The sequence below is a fragment of the Kitasatospora sp. NPDC043949 genome, from assembly GCF_056435365.1.
On record NZ_JBWKEQ010000009.1, the window covers coordinates 84,391 to 100,333 of the forward strand.

Consider the following 15,943-nt stretch of genomic DNA (forward strand, 5'->3'; position numbering starts at 1 on the left):
ACCCACACCCGCCCCCCCCCCCGCCCCCCCCCCCCTTCCTCGGGGGGGGGGGGGGGGGGGGGGGGGGGGGGGGGGGGGGGGGGGGGGGGGGGGGGCCCCCCCCCCCCCCCCCCCCCCCCCCACCCGCCCCGTCCCTCCCACCCCCGTTCCCGGGATCCCGTCCGCTCCTGTGAGCCCGTCCGCTCGTGCGCGCCCGCTCGGTCCCGCTAGCCCTTCCGCGGCAGCAGCCGGACCAGGCCCACCAGCACCAGCTCCAGCGCCGCCAGCGCCGTCACGCTGCGGCCGAACGCGGCCGCCGGGTCGCCTCCGCCGTAGTAGAGCAGGCCGATCAGTGCGATGCCCAGCGCCCCGCCGACCTGCTGCACGGTGGCCAGCACCCCGGCGGCCGACCCGACCAGCTGGGGCTCGACCCCGGCCAGCACCACGGAGGTCACCGGGGCGATCACCAGGCCCATTCCCAGGCCGTCCACGAACAGCCCCGGCGTCAGCCACCACACGCTCCCGCCCGGCGCGCCGTACACCGCGAGGGCGAGCAGGCCCAGCCCGACGGCCATCAGCAGCCCGCCGACGGCGATCGTCCGGGCCCCGCCGAGCCGGGCGGCGACGCGGTGGGTGGCGTTGGAGGTGAGCAGGTAGCCGAGGCCGATCGCCGTGAACACCAGCCCGGCGCCGAGCGCGTCCAGGCCGCGGCCCAGCTGGAGGTACAGGGCGAGCACCAGGAAGAAGGACGCCTGGCCGAGCCAGAAGGCGAGCTGGGCGAGCAGACCGGCGCCGAAGGCCCTGGTCCGGAACAGCCGGGTGTCGACCAGCGGGGCGGCGGGGCCGGAGCCGCTGCCGGAGTCGGTGGCGGAGCCGGAGTCGGGGGCGGTGGCGGAGTCGGGGGCGGAGCCGGGGGCGGTGGCGCGGGTCCGGGTGCGGTGCTGATGCGCCACGAAGCCGGCCAGCAGGGCGACCGCGCCGCCCAGGCAGAGCCAGGTCCACAGCGGCCAGCCCTGCGCGGGGCCCTGGATCAGCGGCAGCACCAGGGCGGTCAGCGCGGTGGTGACCAGCAGCACGCCCACCGGGTCCAGGCCCGGCCGTTGCGGGGCGCGCGACTCCGGCAGGCAGCGGCGGACCAGGGCCAGAGCGGCCAGGCCGATCGGCAGGTTGATCAGGAAGCAGCTGCGCCAGCCGAGGCCGAAGAGGTCCGCCCGGATCAGCAGCCCGCCGATCAACTGGCCGAACACCGCGCCGACGCCCATGGTCAGCCCGTACCGGGCGAAGGCCCGCGCCTGCGCCGCGCCGCTGAACGCCGTCCGCAGGATCGCCAGCACCTGCGGGCCCATCAGCGCCGCCGCCAGACCCTGCACCACCCGGGCGCCGACCAGCGCGGCGGCGGTGGGGGCGAGGCCGCAGCCCGCGGAGGCGAGGGTGAACAGGGCCAGGCCGAGCCCGAACACCCGGCGCCGGCCGTACCGGTCGCCGAGTCGGCCGGCGGTGACCAGGCCGGCCGCGAGGGCCAGGCTGAATCCGGCGATCACCCACTGGACGGCGGCCGGTCCGGCGCCCAGGTCGGCCTGGACGGACGGGACGGCGACGTTGACGACGAAGAAGTCGAGGGCGGTCATGAAGGTGGCGGTCAGGACGACCGCCAGCAGGCCGCGCGGGGCGCCGGCCGCCGCCTCGGCCCCGGGCGCGGTGGTGCTCGCGGCGGTGCCCGCGGTGCCGGGCGCATTGTCGGGCGCATTGCCAGTCGCGGTCGATGGGCGGGCGGTCAGGGCGGAGCTCATCTCGGCTTCTCCTCAGTGGGGTTGGGGGGAGTGGGTCGGGGGCGGTGGGGGTCGCCCCCGACCCGTCCGGCCTGCCGTCAGGCGCCCGGGACGCGGTCCAGGAAGCCGTACACCGAGCCGATCCGCCCGTCCGGCGAGGCCACCAGGACGTCGAAGCCGATCACCACCGGCTCGGCGCCGGCCGGCCCGAGGTTCCAGGTGAACCGGGCGATGTCGTGGTGCGCGTCCACCGGGCCGAGGGTGAACTCCAGCCCGGGGAACTGGGCCTGGGCCGCGCCGATCAGCGCGTCGATCGCGTCCCGGCCGGCGACGGCGGCCAGCGGGTCGGTGTACCGGCCGTCCACGGCCCACACCTCGTCGATCAGCTTGCGGCGGGCGCCCGGGTCGGTCTCGTTCCAGACCGCGAGGTAGCGCTCGGCGAGCTGCTGGAGGGCGGTGGTGGTGATCTCGGTCATGGTCTTCTCCCGTGTCCCGGTGGGTGGTTGAGCGGCTCGTTCCCGCTGCTCACCAAGGTAGGGACGGGCCGGCGCGGGCGAATCAGTCACGTATCGGCATGGGGGTACGTAGCGTCCGGCGGGGGGGTACGTAGGTGTGCTCGGCGGGCCCGCCCGCACCTGCGGCCGGGAGGGCCTCGGTAGGGTCGGGGGCATGCTGTACGGGAGGGAACACGAACAGTCCGTCGTGGCGGGACTGTTGGACGCGGCACGCGAAGGCCGCAGCGGGGTGCTGCTGCTCCGGGGCGAGCCCGGGATCGGCAAGACCGCGCTGCTGGACCACGCCGTCGGGCGGGCGGGCGAGGCGTTCCGGGTGATCCGGGCAGCGGGCGTCGAGTACGAGGCGGAACTGCCCTTCGCCGGGCTGAGCCTGCTGCTCGCGCCCGGCCTCGACCGGCTGCACGCCCTGCCCGGGCCGCAACGGCGCGCCCTGGAGGCGGCGTTTGGACTCTCCGAGGAAAGCGCCCCGGTCGACCGGCTGCTGGTCGGGCTCGCCACCCTCGGACTGCTCGCCGAACTCGCCACCGAACAGCCCCTGTTGTGCGTCCTCGACGACGCACAGTGGCTGGACGACGCCTCCCTCGACGCCCTGCTGCTGGCCGCCCGCCGGCTCCAGGCCGAAGGAGTCGCCCTGCTGCTCGCCGCCCGCACCGGCGGCGGCGCACCGGAACTCCCGACCACGGGCTTCCCCGAGCTCCGGCTGACCGGCCTGCCCGAGCCCGACGCCGCCCGGCTCCTGGACCACCGGGCCGGCCCCGGCCTGCCCGCCGCCGTCCGCGAGCGGCTGCTCGTCGAGGCGGCCGGCAACCCGCTCGCCCTCACCGAACTCCCCATCGCCGCCGGGACGCAGGCGAACACCCACGGCTCGCCGCCGCCCGCGCCCGGTGGCCTGCCGCTCACCAGCCGGCTGCTGATCGCCTTCCACGGCCAGGTCACCGGCCTGCCCCCGGCCACCCAGACCCTCCTGCTGGTCGCCGCCGCCGAGGAGACCGGCGAACTCGACGTCGTCCTGCCCGCCGCGGCCGCCCTCGGCGTCCCCGCCGAACACCTCGGCCCCGCCGAGGAATCGGGCCTGGCGAGCGTCACCCCCGACCGCCGGATCGCCTTCCGCCACCCGCTCCTGCGGGCTGCCATCCTGCAACGCGCCCCGCACCACCAGCGGCTGGCGATTCACCAGGCCATCGCTGGAGCACTGCCGGACGGCGACCGCCGCACCTGGCACCAGGCCCACGCCGCCACCGCCCCCGACGCCGCCCTCGCCGACGCGCTGGAACGCACCGCCGTCCGCGCCGAGGCCCGCGGCGCCCACGGCGGCGCCGCCGCCGCGTACGAGCGGGCCGCCCGGCTCACCCCGGACCGCGACGCCGCCACCCGCCGCCTCGTCCTGGCCGCCGAAGCCGCCACCGAAGAAGGGAAGTTGGTGCGGGCCGAGACGCTCGCCGACGAGGCCGGGGCCCGCACCGACAACCCCCTGGCACACGCACTGCTCGACCAGGTCCGGGCCACCGCGCACTTCTGGCGCGGCTCCTACCCGACCGCCTACCGGCTGCTGCTCGACGCCGCCGGCACCGCCATCGAGGCGCCACACGCCGCCCGGATGCTGTTCCAGGCCTTCCACACCGCCTGGTACGCGGGCGAGGAACCGGTGATCGCCGTCCTCGACCGGCTGGCCGCGCTACCGCTCGCCGACGACGCCCCGCTCGCCCCGCTCGCCCGCCACCTGCCCGCCGCCGTACTCCCCGCCCTCGGCCGGCCCGCACCACAGCCGCCCGCCGCCCGCGACACCGCCGCGGCAGCCCGCAAGGCCGGCGCCGAAACCCCCGTCGACCTCGTCCAACTCTGCGGCGCCACCCTCATCCTCGGCCGCGACGACGAGACCGCCGAACTCGGCGGCGAACTCGTCACCGAAGCCCGCGCCAAGGGCACCATCGGTGTGATGCCCACCCTCCAGTTCTTCCTCGCCGAGGCCGAACTCTTCCACGGCCGCCACCGCGACGCCGAAGTCACCGCCACCGAAGCCCTCGCCCTCGCCCGCGACACCGGCCAGCACCAGTGGACCAGCCAACTCACCGCGCTCCTCGCCTACCTGGCCGCCCTCGACGGTGACACCGACCGCTGCACCCGGCTCACCGCCGAATCCCTCGCCACCACCGGCCCGCAGACCGCCGCCCCCGCCGCCGGCCGCCCCTGGGCCCACTGGGCACTCGCCCTGCTCGACCTCGGCCACGGCCGCGCCGGCGACGCCGCCGACCGCCTGCACACCCTCACCACCGGCCCCCACCGGCACCACGTCAGCGCCACCCGGGCCGTCCCCGACCTGGTCGAAGCCGCCGTCCGGTTCGGCACCCCCGAACGCTCCGCCGAACCCTACGAACGCTTCGCTCGCTGGAGCGCCGCCGCCGACCGCCCCTGGACCGAAGCGCTCCGACTCCGCTGCCAGGCACTGCTCGGCCCCGACGAATTCGCCGAATCCGCCTACCGCGCCGCCCTCGACCTCCACGAAGGCACCCACCGCCCCTTCGAGCAGGCCCGCACCGCCCTCCTCTACGGCGAATGGCTGCGCCGCTCCCGCCGCCGCACCGACGCCCGCCCCCACCTGCGCGCCGCCCTCGAAACCTTCGAACGCCTCGCCGCCCACCCCTGGGCCGCCCGCGCCCGCACCGAACTCACCGCCACCGGCACCCCGGCCCCCACCACCAGCCCCACCGGCACCCCCGACTCCCCCCTCACCCCCCAGGAACTCCAGATCGCCCGCCTGGCCGCCCAAGGCCTCACCAACCGCGAGATCGCCGCCCAACTCTTCCTCAGCCCCCGCACCGTCGCCCACCACCTCTACAAGGCCTACCCCAAACTCCACATCACCTCCCGCACCGACCTCCCCACCACCCTCTGACACCCCACCCACACCAAAGGGCCCTCCCGAACACCTCCGGCAGGGCCCTGCTCTCCACTCGTCGGTTCGCTACTCCTTGGCCCCGATGCCACCTTCGTCGCCGAGGCCCCCGTCCTGGGCATGCTTCCATCCCTGGGAGTGGTGCTCTCGGTGATACGCCAGGTGCGACTGGTCGATCCGATGGCCATCAGCCTCGCGCAGCCTCCCAAGGCCGGCACCTGTGGCGCGGTCGGTAATCGTCAGGTCATCCGCGATGGACAGCATGCCGAAGTCGAACAGCGTGTGGTGGTTGGGGCACAGACACAGCACGTTGCCCGCGAGATCAGGCCCGTTGTGCGGCTGCCCCAGGGCCCGGATGTGAGCAGCCTCTGCGTAGGCACTCGTGGGCGTGGCAAGTCGGGTGCCGCACACCTGGCAGGTGAAGTCATGGACGCGCTTCACGAAGTTCGCCACCTTGGTACTGCGGACGATCCGCTGAATCGTCGCTTCCAATCGCGTCGGCGTCTCCCTGCCGACCGGCTCCTGAAGCGTGGGACCCTCGCTCACGGTTTCCTCAGAAGCGATCTTTGCGAGCCGGTAGCGCCAGATCGCGAAGCTGGACTGACCGGTCTCGCGCCAGAAGTCTTCGACACGAAAGAGCCCGTCGTAGCGGTAGCCAGTGGTGGGCGAGTGCTGAGGATCGCCTTGTGAGCCGCGTACGACTCGCACCGGGATGCCAGTAGCCATGCTGGTCGCCAGCGCAGCGTTTCCGCGGGTGAGCGTCTGGTCGCCCACCTGCTGGCCTGTGTCGGCATCACGGCCCCCTTGTCCGGTGTAGACGATGACGTTGCCGTGGTCCAGGTCGTCCTCATAGCCGCCAGACACGACAATCGACTCCGCACCGAGCTTCTTGGTGCCACAGATGCCTGCCTGCAGCGGCCGGTGCACGCCTGCCTCGCTCAGAGCCCGCCGATTCACGAAGACGCGTCCGGCCGCTATCCCCGGTATCGACCCGAAGCCGTCAAAGCCGGTGGGGACAGTGAGAAGGGTGTTTATCCGCAAAGCTGTCGGTCCTCTCAGCGCTAAAGAAACGGTTCACCAAGGCGTCGACGGTCTGCTGCTGACCTGGCTGGCCGGAGACTCGTCGACGCGCAAGACAGCCACTGCCGCGCAGCGGGCGTTTACCCGACTCGTCTCCGACATCGGGTCCTCGATCGATCCGCCAAGCGATCTATATTCGCGCAACGCGTACAGGCTCGCTACGGTTCCACCGCCTGAAGCCCGGTCAGCCCTGGGCCGAGGGGCCAGCTGTCTGAGGGCTTTCTCCGGAAAGTCTCCGGGGGCCCTGGGGAAAGCAGTCAGGGCCGGTAACCCTTGCGGGTCACCGGCCCTGAGCTGGTGTTACTGGGTCGGGGTGGCGGGATTTGAACCCACGGCCTCTTCGTCCCGAACGAAGCGCGCTACCAAGCTGCGCCACACCCCGGTCCTGCGGTTTGTTGCTCCGTCTCCTTCGCAACGAGTAGAACTCTACCGGACGCTCGCCGAGACACGAAATCCGGTTCTTGGCGGGCGTCCGGTGCAGGTCAGCGGGGGGCCGGGGTGAGGGTGAGGAGGGTTGCCTCGGGGGGGCAGGCGAAGCGGACGGGGGTGTAGCGGTTGGTGCCGCAGCCGGCGGAGACGTGGAGGTAGGAGCGGCGGCCGCCGGCCTGGTGGGTGGAGAGGCCCTTGACCCGTCGGGCGTCGAGGTCGCAGTTGGTGACCAGGGCGCCGTAGAAGGGGATGCAGAGCTGGCCGCCGTGGGTGTGGCCGGCCAGGATCAGCGGGTAGCGGTCGGCGGTGAAGGCGTCGAGGACGCGCAGGTAGGGGGCGTGGACGACGGCGAGGGAGAGGTCGGCGTCGGGGGAGGGGCCGCCGGCGACCTCGCTGTAGCGGTCGCGGCGGATGTGCGGGTCGTCGAGGCCGGTGAATTCGAGGTCGAGGCCGCCGATGGTGAGCCGGCCGCGGGTGTTGGTGAGGTCGAGCCAGCCGGCCGCGTCGAAGCCGTCGCGGAGCTTCTCCCACGGGTTGTGGACGGCGCCGGTGATGCCGCGGCGGCCGGTGCCGTCGGCGTTGTTGAGGCCGTGGGCGCCGCTGCGCATCGCCTGGAGGTAGCGGGCCGGGTTCTTGCGGGCCGGGCCGTAGTAGTCGTTGGAGCCGAAGACGTAGACGCCGGGGAAGTCCATGAGGGGCCCGAGCGCGTCCAGGGCGGCGGGGACCCCGAGGGGGTCGGAGAGGTTGTCGCCGGTGTTGACGACGAGGTCGGGGCGCAGGCCGGCGAGGCTCTGCAGCCAGCGCTGCTTCTTGCCCTGCCCGCTCACCATGTGGATGTCGGAGACCTGCAGTACCCGGATGGGCCGGGCGCCGTGGGGCAGGACGGGGACCTCGACCCGGCGGAGCCGGAAGGAACGGACCTCGTACCCGACGGAGTAGGCGAGGCAGGCGGCGCCGGCGGCGGCGAAGCCGAGGGGAACGGAGTACAGCGGTCGCATCGCTCCATGCTCTCAGACGGTGGATCAGCCGGTGAACGTCCGGTGGCCGTGCGCGGATACGGGGCCGCAGGCGGGTCCGTTACGTGCCAGCGGGCCCGTTGCCTGCCGCCGGGCCGGTTAATGGCAAGCGACCGAACGTCGCAGGTGGGAGACTCGGGGCCATGACGACGCTCAAGGCGAAGCTGCACGAGGACCTCACGGCCGCGATCAGGGACCGGGACGAGCTGCGCTCGTCCACCATCCGGCTCACGCTGGCCGCCGTCACCAGCGAGGAGGTGGCGGGTAAGGCGAAGCGCGAGCTGTCCGATGACGAGGTGCTGAAGGTGATCGGCCGCGAGGCGAAGAAGCGCCGGGAGGCGGCGGAGGCGTTCGACACCGCCGGCCGGGTGGAGCAGGCGGCCCGGGAGCGCGAGGAGGGCGAGGTGCTGGCGGGGTACCTGCCCAAGCAGCTCTCCGACGAGGAGCTGACCGCGATCGTGGCGGACGCCGTCGCCGAGAGCGGGGCGGCCGGTCCGCAGGCGATGGGCGCCGTGATGAAGCTGGTGAAGCCGAAGGTGGACGGCCTGGCGGAGGGCGGCCGGGTGGCCGCCGCGGTGAGGGCGGCGCTGACGGGCTGAGCCCCGCCGCAAGGCCCGAAGGGCGCCAGCGGCCAGGGCCCGGATGGCACCGTCCGCGGAGCCCGAAGGGGCGCCCTCCGAGAGTGATCTCGGAGGGCGCCCCTTCGTCGTGTCGTGCCCGGGTCGGGGGCCGGTCAGCCGTTGTTGCCGCCGTGCTTGCCGCCGTTGCCGTTTCCGCCGTTGCCGCCGTTGCCGCCGTTGTTCCCGCCGATGACGCCCGGCGGGAAGGTGAACCCGCCGCCGATCATCCCGCCGGCGTTGTTGCTGCCGCCGCCAGGGTTGCCCCCGCCCGGGTTGCCGCCGCCGGGGTTCCCGCCCGGGTTGCCACCGGGGTTGCCGCCCGGGTTCCCGCCCTGGGGCGGCGGGTTGCCGCCGGGCTGCTGCTGGGCGGGGTCGGCCGGCGGCGTGGCCCCGCCGGTCTGGTTGGCGTTGGGGTCGGTCTTGGGCGCCGGGTCCGGGATGTTGATGGTCTGGATCTGCTCCGGGGACGAGCCCTTGAGGGCCTGGTTCATCGCGAGCTGCCAGATCGGACCGGGGCCGTCGGCGCCGAACACCTCGTCGAAGTGCTTGCCGCCGATGTTGATGTTCTTCATCTTGACGCCGCCGGCCGGGCCGCCGAGCCAGACGGAGGTGGCCAGCGACGGGGTGTAGCCGCTGAACCAGGCGGCCTTCTTCTCGTCGGTGGTACCGGTCTTGCCGGCGATCTGCCGGCCGTCGTCGAGCTTGAGCGCGGCCGCGGTGCCCTTCTCGGTCACGTTGAGCAGGACGGTGTTGAGGGCGTCCGCGGTCTGCTCGGAGAAGGCCTGGCTGCAGGTGGTCTGCGGGACCTTGACGTCCTTGCCGTCGACCGTGCTGATCTTGTTGATCGCGATCGGGGTGCAGTACTTGCCGCGGGCCGCGAAGGTCGCGTAGACGTTCGACATGGTCAGCGGGCTGAGCTCCAGGGTGCCGAGGACCATCGAGGGGACCTCCTGGAAGGCGTCGCCCTTGGCGGACTGGGTGATGCCCAGCTTGTTGGCCATCTGCTTCATCGCGCAGAGGCCGACCTGCTGTTCCATCTGCACGAAGTAGGTGTTGACCGAGAGGGCCATGGCCTGCTTGAGCTCGTACGGGCCGATCTCGCCGGCCGACTCGTTCTTCACCGTGGCCTTGGGCTTGTCGGTGTTCCTCCAGGTGCCCGTGCAGGTGGTCATCTGCGGGTAGTCGATCTTGTTCTCGGAGGGGAACGGCTGGGTGGGCGACAGGCCCGACTCCAGGGCCGCCGCAGCGAGGATCGGCTTGAACGTCGAGCCGGTCTGGAAGCCGTTGCCGCCGCCCATCGCGGAGTCGACGTTGAGGTTGACGACGGTCTGGTTCTTGTTCGGGTCCAGGCCGTACGGGCGGGTCTGGGCCATGGCCAGGATCTTGCCGGTGCCGGGCTCCATCATGGTCGCGGCGGCCGAGACCGTGTCCGTCACGTTGACCTTCTTGGTGACGGCGTTCTGGGCGGCGGCCTGCTTGTCCGGGTCCAGCGTGGTGTAGATGTTGAGGCCGCCGGTGTCCCACAGCTTCTTGCGGTCGGCGGCGCTCTTGCCGAACGCCGGGTCCTGCTTGACCACGTGGCGCACGTAGTCGCAGAAGAAGCCCATGCCGGCCTGGGCGGTGATGCAGCCGTTCTGCGGGTCCTTGAACTTCAGGCCCAGCGGGGCGGCCTTGGCCTCCTTGGCCTGGTCCGGGGTGATGTGCTTGTTCTCGAGCATCTTGTCGATCACGACGTTGCGGCGCTTGACCGTGTTGTCGGGGTAGCGCACCGGGTCGTAGGACGACGGGTTCTGCACCATGCCGGCCAGGGTGGCGGCCTCGGCGACGGTCAGGTCCTTGTTGCTCTTGCTGAAGTAGCGCTGGGAGGCGGCTTCGATGCCGTAGGCCTGGTGGCCGTAGAAGGTGATGTTGAGGTAGTTGGTGAGGATCTGGTCCTTCGACAGGTCCTCTTCCAGCTTGATCGCGACCTTGAGCTCCTGGATCTTGCGACCCAGGGTCTTGCGCTGCGCCTCCAGCACCGCGGCCTGGTCGTCGCCGGCCTTCTCGACGTTGACGTTCTTCACGTACTGCTGGGTCAGCGTCGAGGCGCCCTGCGAGGTGGTGCCGCTCTCGGCGTTCTTGCCGATGGCGCGGAGCACGCCCTTGAGGTCGACGGCGCCGTGCTCGTAGAAGCGGGCGTCCTCGATGTCGACCTGGGCGTGCCGCATGAACGGTGACATCTGGTCGGCGGTGAGGACGGTGCGGTCGCGCTCGTACACCTTGGCGATCAGGCCGCCCTTGGCGTCGAAGATCTGCGTCGCCTGGGTGAGCGGCGGGGTCTTGAAGTCGTCGGAGATGTTGGAGAAGCTCTCCGCCGTGTCCTTGGCGGTCAGCCCGATGGCGCCGACGGCGGGCAGGGCGAGGCCTGCCAGCAGGACTCCGGAGAGCACGCTGACGCCCAGGAACTTCACTCCGTGTCCCGCGATGTCGAGCGGCGACTCGCGGCGCTTATCGCGCGGAGCTCCGGTGTTGCCTGGGGGCTGGGATGCCTGGGGGCGCTTCGGTGCCATGAGGAGAACCCTACGTCGCGGAATCCCGCCCACAGGGGCAGGTGTTCCCCTACGCTTGTCACAAGCTTGCGACAGCTTCGGTGCGTCAACACCATTCACTCTTGTGAGTGCAGAGACTTGCCCGAATTGCCCGATATTAGAGGGTTTTTGAGGCAGCTGTGGCCTGCTGTACCCGTGTGAACGGTAGCGCTCCGTGATGACACGCGTGGCGAGAGTTGCCGCGTCGCGATTGACAAGGCTTGCGACCTGCGATCACTCCAACGAGTGAGCTGACCGGTACCCATAGTCCAATCGGGTCATTCGAGATTGAGCCCGGAGGGGCTGTTGCTCGCTGTCGTTCTTCCGTAACGTCCTCAACTGGCAACGGTGAATATGCCGTTGCCGCCGTGGGGGAGCCTCGATACGGGAGAGGACGGCGCCGGGATGGGCTGGGTTGACGACTGGAGTGCGCAGGCCGCCTGCCGCACGAGTGATCCGGACGAGTTGTTCGTCCAGGGGGCGGCGCAGAATCGCGCCAAGGCGGTGTGCAGCGGTTGCCCCGTCCGCACGGAGTGCCTGGCGGACGCACTGGACAACCGGGTCGAGTTCGGGGTCTGGGGCGGGATGACGGAGCGCGAGCGCCGGGCGCTGCTGCGCCGCCGCCCGACGGTCATCTCGTGGCGGAGACTGCTGGAGACGGCCCGCACCGAGTACGAGGAGTCCCTCGCGACCGGCGTGATACTGACGGACTACGCCCAGGCGGGCTGAGCACACCGGCGCGGTGCGGACCCGCGCCGTGGCAGACCGGTGCCGGGGGGCCATCGGGCTGAGGACATCGGTGCCCAGCGCACCCGTGTCCGGCGCACCCGCGCCGAGGACGTTCGCGCCGAGGACGTTCGGGCTGAGGACATCCGTGCCGACGACGTTCGCGCCGGGCGCACCGGTGTTGGGCGCCCGGGCCGGGCCGGTGCCTACGCGGTGCCGCTGAGCCGGTCCCCGATGGCGCGCAGCCCGTCCAGGTCGTGCACGTCGCCCGGCAGCGCGGCGACCTCCACGATCGGCACGTCCGGGTACACGGAGACGAAGCGGTCGCGGGTTCGGCGCTCCCGCCCCATGATCTGCATCCGTTCGGCGTGCAGCCTCAGCAGCCCGGCCGCGAGCAGTTCGGCCTCGGGCGAGGCGTGCTCCGAGCCGTTCTCCTCCAGCGCCTCGGCGGCCGCCAGCGCCCGTTCCGCGGTGAGCTGCGGCGCGCCCGAGCCGTGCACCCGGTTGAGCACCAGACCGGCCAGCGGCATCCGGTCCGCGGCGAGCCGGTCGACGAAGTACGCCGCCTCGCGCAGCGCGTCCCGCTCCGGCGCGGCCACCACCAGGAACGCCGTGCCCGGCGCCTTGAGCAGCTGGTACGTGCGGTCGGCGCGCTCGCGGAAGCCGCCGAACATCGAGTCCATCGCGCTGACGAAGGTCTGCACGTCGGTGAGCAGCTGGGCGCCGAAGATCTTGCCCAGGGTGCCGGTGATCAGGCCCATGCCGGCGTTGAGGAACCTCATCGCACTGCGGCCGCCGACCTTGGCCGGGGCGGTCAGGATCCGGATCACCCGGCCGTCGAGGAAGGAGCCGAGCCGGTTGGGCGCGTCCAGGAAGTCCAGTGCGGAGCGGGACGGCGGGGTGTCGACGACGATCAGGTCCCATTCCTCGGCATCGCGCAGCTGCCCGAGCTTCTCCATCGCCATGTACTCCTGCGTGCCCGCGAAGCCGGCCGACAGGGACTGGTAGAACGGGTTCTCCATGATCGCCTTGGCCCGTTCGGGCTCGGCGTGGGCGAGCACGACCTCGTCGAAGGTCCGCTTCATGTCGAGCATCATGGCCTGCAGCTCGCCGTTGCCGGTGACCCCCTTGACGACCCGGGGGGTGTTGTCCAGCTCGGTCAGGCCCATCGACTGGGCGAGCCGGCGGGCCGGGTCGATGGTCAGAACGACGACCTTGCGGCCGCGTTCGGCGGCCCGCAGGCCGATCGCCGCGGCGGTGGTGGTCTTGCCGACGCCGCCGGAGCCGCAGCAGACGATGATCCTGGTCCTCGGGTCGTCGATCAGCCCGTCGACGGCGAGCCGGCTGCCGGCGGCCCGGACACCGCTGCCGCCGTCGCCGACCCCACCGCTGCTACCGCCGCCGTGGGCCCGGCCGGCCCCGCCGTTCCCGCTGGTTACGTTGGTTCCGTTGGTGGTCACGCCGCCCCCTGCCGCTTCAGTTGGCCCGCCAGCCGGTACAGCCCGCCGAGGTCCACGCCCTCGCCCAGCAGTGGCAGTTCGTACGTGGGGAGCCGCAGCTGCTGGAGGTCGGCGCGCTGCTCGCGCTCCAGCTCGACCCGCTCGGCGTGCTCCCTGGCCTGCTCCAGCAGCGGGTCGAGCAGCGGCTCCACCGCCGCCCGGACCGTCTCCGGCTTGCGCGAGCGCCCGCCGAGCCCGGCCTCGCCGAGGGCCAGGGCGACCTCCTCGCGGTGGTTCCCGTCCACCGCGGCCACCGCCGCGGCGTCCAGCACCGGCGGCCGGACCATGTTGACCATCACCCCGCCCACCGGGAGCCTGGCCTCGCGCAGCTCGGCGAAGCCGTCGACCGTCTCCTGCACCGGCATCTCCTCCAGCAGGGTGACCAGGTGCACCGCGGTCTCCGGCGACTTCAGCACCCGCATCACGGCCTGTGCCTGGGTGTGTATCGGCCCGATCCGGGCCAGCCCGGCGACCTCGGCGTTCACGTTCAGGAACCGGGTGAGCCGCCCGGTCGGCGGCGCGTCCATCACGACCGCGTCGTAGCGGCGGCGGCCGTCCGGGCCCTTGCGCCGGGCCGCCTCGCAGGCCTTGCCGGTGAGCAGGACGTCCCGGACGCCGGGCGCGATGGTGGTCGCGAAGTCGACGAAGCCGACCTTCTGCAGCGCCTTGCCGGCCCGGCCGAGCTTGTAGAACATCTCCAGGTACTCGAGCAGCGCCTGCTCGGGGTCGATGGCCAGCGCGAGCACCTCGCCGCCGCCTCCGCCGCCCCCGTCGTCGGGGGGCAGGCCCAGCTGGGCGCGGGAGACCGCGGCGATCCGGCGCTCCTCGTACGGGAGGGCGGCGATGCCGAACAGCTCGGCGATGCCCTGGCGCCCCTCGACCTCGATCAGCAGCACCCGGCCGCCGTCGGCGGCGAGCGCCAGCGCCAGCGCGGCGGCCAGCGTGGTCTTCCCGGTGCCGCCCTTGCCGCTGACCACGTGCAGCCGGACGCCCTCCCAGTCGGGGTCGCGCCGGGCCGCCTGGCCGGGGGTGCGTGCCACGCTCCGTCTCCGTCCGTCTCGTGGGCCGGGGCCGCTCCGTCGGCCGGCCCGAACTACCGGTGCCCTCTCGCGAGGGTAACCAGGGAGCGCGCCGGATGCCCGGAGCACCAGGGGGCCGGGCCTGAATCATGCCCCCTTTGTGGGCCACCTCACACGCCGGTCCGTGGGCGGCGCCGATCGCCGTGGCCGCTCGTCTAGAGTCTGGCCATGACCAAGTGGGAATACATGACGGCGCCTCTGCTCGTACACGCCACCAAGCAGATCCTGGACAACTTCGGCGAGGACGGCTGGGAGCTCGTCCAGGTCGTGCCGGGCCCGAACCCGGAGCAGCTGGTGGCCTACTTCAAGCGGGAGAAGAACGCATGAGCAAGGTCGAGGCCAAGCTCGCCGACCTGGGTCTGACCCTGCCGCCGGTGGCCGCTCCGGTCGCCGCGTACGTGCCGGCCCTGCGCTCGGGCGAGTTCGTGTTCACCTCCGGCCAGCTGCCGGTCGTCGGCGGCAAGCTGCCGAGCACCGGCAAGGTCGGCGCCGAGGTCTCCCCGGAGGAGGCCAAGGAGCTCGCGCAGACCTGCGCGCTGAACGCGCTGGCCGCGATCAAGTCGGTGATCGGTGACCTGGACCAGATCGAGCGGGTCGTGAAGGTGGTCGGCTTCGTCGCCTCCGCCCCCGACTTCACCGGTCAGCCGGGCGTGATCAACGGTGCCAGCGAGCTGCTGGGCAAGGTGCTGGGCGAGGCCGGGGTGCACGCCCGCAGTGCGGTCGGCGTCGCGGTGCTGCCGCTGGACGCCCCGGTCGAGGTCGAGCTCCAGGTGCGCGTCAAGAGCAGCTGAGCGTGATCGCGAAAGGCGGGGTTGGGCCTGTCCAACCCCGCCTTCGTGCGCTTAGCATCCGGGCATGGACCATCGAGCGACGACGCTCCCGATGCCGCCCGGTTGGCCCGCCCGGATCCGGGCGGTCGACTCCGGCGTGCTGACCCCGCCGGTGCCCAGGCTCGCCGCGACGGTCGTGCTGCTGCGCGACGCGGCCGCCGGGCCGCAGGCGTACCTGCTGCGCCGGCGCACCTCGATGGCCTTCGCGGCCGGCATGTACGCCTACCCGGGCGGCGGGGTGGATCCGCGCGACGCCGAGGTGGAGACGGGCTGGGCCGGACCGGCACCCGAGGAGTGGGCGCGACGGCTCGGGGTGGACGCCCGGACGGCACGGGCGGTGGTCTGCGCGGCCGTCCGCGAGACCTTCGAGGAAGCCGGCGTCCTGCTGGCCGGCCCGGACGCGGACAGCGTCGCCGCGCCGCGCGACTGGAGCGCCGAGCGGGCGGCGCTGGAGGCGCACGAGCTGTCCTTCGCCGAGTTCCTCCGCGACCACGCTCTGGTGCTGCGCAGCGACCTGCTGGGCGGCTGGGCCCGCTGGGTCACCCCGGAGTTCGAGGAGCGCCGCTACGACACGTGGTTCTTCGTCGCGGTGCTGCCGGCCGGGCAGAGCGCGGCCCTGGAGGTCGGCGAGGCCGACCGGGTGGCCTGGCTGACGCCCGCCGAGGCCGTTCTCGGCTACCGGGAGGGCCGGTTCGGGATGCTGCCGCCGACCGTGACGGTGCTGCGCGAGCTGGCGCCGGTGCGCACCGCCGCGGAGGCGCTGACCGCGGCCTCCGGGCGGTCGCTGGAGCCGGTGCTGGGCCGGGCCGAGGTCCGGGGCGACCGGATGACGGTCCGCTGGCCCGGGTACGACGAACTGACCATCGACGGGGACTTCCCCGAGGACGCCTGACCGACCGGCGCCGCCCTCGTCGGCACTGTCGCCCGACGACGCCGACGAC

The 15,943-nt window shown here is 72.8% G+C and carries 13 protein-coding genes and 1 tRNA gene; 6 read left to right on the plus strand and 8 right to left on the minus strand.

Annotation, left to right across the window (positions count from 1 at the left end):
• Positions 1-206 precede the first annotated feature (206 nt).
• Positions 207-1,769 (minus strand): MFS transporter, encoded by a 1,563-nt coding sequence (locus AC07AL_RS10225; RefSeq protein ID WP_478317304.1) that lies wholly within the window; start codon positions 1,767-1,769, stop codon positions 207-209.
• Between the two features lie 77 nt (positions 1,770-1,846).
• Positions 1,847-2,224 carry a nuclear transport factor 2 family protein gene (locus AC07AL_RS10230; RefSeq protein ID WP_363627818.1) on the minus strand — a complete coding sequence of 126 codons (378 nt, stop codon included), beginning with the start codon at positions 2,222-2,224 and terminating at the stop codon, positions 1,847-1,849.
• A 193-nt stretch (positions 2,225-2,417) separates the two neighbouring features.
• Between AC07AL_RS10230 and AC07AL_RS10235 the strand changes: the two genes are divergently transcribed.
• Positions 2,418-5,156 carry an AAA family ATPase gene (locus AC07AL_RS10235; protein ID WP_478317305.1) on the plus strand — a complete coding sequence of 913 codons (2,739 nt, stop codon included), beginning with the start codon at positions 2,418-2,420 and terminating at the stop codon, positions 5,154-5,156.
• A 69-nt stretch (positions 5,157-5,225) separates the two neighbouring features.
• On the opposite strand, the gene AC07AL_RS10240 is transcribed toward AC07AL_RS10235, so the two are convergent.
• The 3 genes from AC07AL_RS10240 to AC07AL_RS10250 form a co-directional block, all read right to left on the minus strand.
• Entirely contained in the window at positions 5,226-6,197 is a 972-nt protein-coding gene (locus tag AC07AL_RS10240) for a YDG/SRA domain-containing protein (protein ID WP_478317306.1), read from the minus strand.
• Positions 6,198-6,544: 347 nt separating this feature from the next.
• Positions 6,545-6,618, minus strand: a tRNA-Pro gene (locus AC07AL_RS10245).
• Positions 6,619-6,718: 100 nt separating this feature from the next.
• Positions 6,719-7,663 (minus strand): metallophosphoesterase, encoded by a 945-nt coding sequence (locus AC07AL_RS10250; protein ID WP_363579697.1) that lies wholly within the window; start codon positions 7,661-7,663, stop codon positions 6,719-6,721.
• 161 nt (positions 7,664-7,824) lie between these two features.
• Between AC07AL_RS10250 and AC07AL_RS10255 the strand changes: the two genes are divergently transcribed.
• Complete coding sequence (locus AC07AL_RS10255; protein WP_363627816.1) at positions 7,825-8,280, plus strand: GatB/YqeY domain-containing protein; 456 nt, start codon at positions 7,825-7,827, stop codon at positions 8,278-8,280.
• A gap of 134 nt (positions 8,281-8,414) precedes the next feature.
• Here AC07AL_RS10255 and AC07AL_RS10260 read toward each other — a convergent pair whose 3' ends face one another.
• A complete protein-coding gene (locus tag AC07AL_RS10260) occupies positions 8,415-10,850 on the minus strand; it encodes a transglycosylase domain-containing protein (protein ID WP_478317307.1) in 2,436 nt (811 codons plus the stop codon).
• Positions 10,851-11,273: 423 nt separating this feature from the next.
• Between AC07AL_RS10260 and AC07AL_RS10265 the strand changes: the two genes are divergently transcribed.
• Positions 11,274-11,597, plus strand: coding sequence for a WhiB family transcriptional regulator (locus tag AC07AL_RS10265; protein ID WP_030240986.1), 324 nt, complete (start codon positions 11,274-11,276; stop codon positions 11,595-11,597).
• Between the two features lie 203 nt (positions 11,598-11,800).
• Here AC07AL_RS10265 and bagB read toward each other — a convergent pair whose 3' ends face one another.
• Positions 11,801-12,919, minus strand: a complete 1,119-nt coding sequence (bagB, locus tag AC07AL_RS10270; protein ID WP_363579928.1) for an ATPase BagB — start codon at positions 12,917-12,919, stop codon at positions 11,801-11,803.
• Between the two features lie 131 nt (positions 12,920-13,050).
• A complete protein-coding gene (gene bagA / locus AC07AL_RS10275; protein ID WP_363627815.1) occupies positions 13,051-14,133 on the minus strand; it encodes an ATPase BagA in 1,083 nt (360 codons plus the stop codon).
• A 207-nt stretch (positions 14,134-14,340) separates the two neighbouring features.
• Here bagA and AC07AL_RS10280 point away from each other — a divergent pair, with 207 nt between their 5' ends.
• The 3 genes from AC07AL_RS10280 (at position 14,341) to AC07AL_RS10290 (ending at position 15,894) form a co-directional block, all read left to right on the plus strand.
• Positions 14,341-14,499: a Sp36 family protein gene (locus tag AC07AL_RS10280; protein ID WP_094743074.1), complete on the plus strand. Its 159-nt coding sequence runs from the start codon at positions 14,341-14,343 to the stop codon at positions 14,497-14,499.
• Positions 14,496-14,963, plus strand: a complete 468-nt coding sequence (locus AC07AL_RS10285; protein WP_350881963.1) for a RidA family protein — start codon at positions 14,496-14,498, stop codon at positions 14,961-14,963. The genes AC07AL_RS10280 and AC07AL_RS10285 overlap by 4 nt, the downstream gene beginning before the upstream one ends.
• A gap of 64 nt (positions 14,964-15,027) precedes the next feature.
• Positions 15,028-15,894 carry an NUDIX hydrolase gene (locus AC07AL_RS10290; RefSeq protein WP_363579693.1) on the plus strand — a complete coding sequence of 289 codons (867 nt, stop codon included), beginning with the start codon at positions 15,028-15,030 and terminating at the stop codon, positions 15,892-15,894.
• The last annotated feature ends 49 nt before the right edge of the window (positions 15,895-15,943 follow it).

What these genes read in the sequence shown, in the direction of transcription:
- AC07AL_RS10285 (WP_350881963.1), top strand. Translation starts at nt 14,496, where the DNA reads ATGAGCAAGGTCGAGGCCAAGCTCGCCGACCTGGGTCTGACCCTGCCG.
- AC07AL_RS10235 (WP_478317305.1), top strand. Translation starts at nt 2,418, where the DNA reads ATGCTGTACGGGAGGGAACACGAACAGTCCGTCGTGGCGGGACTGTTG.
- AC07AL_RS10230 (WP_363627818.1), bottom strand. Translation starts at nt 2,224, where the DNA reads ATGACCGAGATCACCACCACCGCCCTCCAGCAGCTCGCCGAGCGCTAC.
- AC07AL_RS10255 (WP_363627816.1), top strand. Translation starts at nt 7,825, where the DNA reads ATGACGACGCTCAAGGCGAAGCTGCACGAGGACCTCACGGCCGCGATC.
- AC07AL_RS10290 (WP_363579693.1), top strand. Translation starts at nt 15,028, where the DNA reads ATGGACCATCGAGCGACGACGCTCCCGATGCCGCCCGGTTGGCCCGCC.
- AC07AL_RS10225 (WP_478317304.1), bottom strand. Translation starts at nt 1,769, where the DNA reads ATGAGCTCCGCCCTGACCGCCCGCCCATCGACCGCGACTGGCAATGCG.
- AC07AL_RS10280 (WP_094743074.1), top strand. Translation starts at nt 14,341, where the DNA reads ATGACCAAGTGGGAATACATGACGGCGCCTCTGCTCGTACACGCCACC.
- AC07AL_RS10265 (WP_030240986.1), top strand. Translation starts at nt 11,274, where the DNA reads ATGGGCTGGGTTGACGACTGGAGTGCGCAGGCCGCCTGCCGCACGAGT.
- AC07AL_RS10250 (WP_363579697.1), bottom strand. Translation starts at nt 7,663, where the DNA reads ATGCGACCGCTGTACTCCGTTCCCCTCGGCTTCGCCGCCGCCGGCGCC.
- AC07AL_RS10260 (WP_478317307.1), bottom strand. Translation starts at nt 10,850, where the DNA reads ATGGCACCGAAGCGCCCCCAGGCATCCCAGCCCCCAGGCAACACCGGA.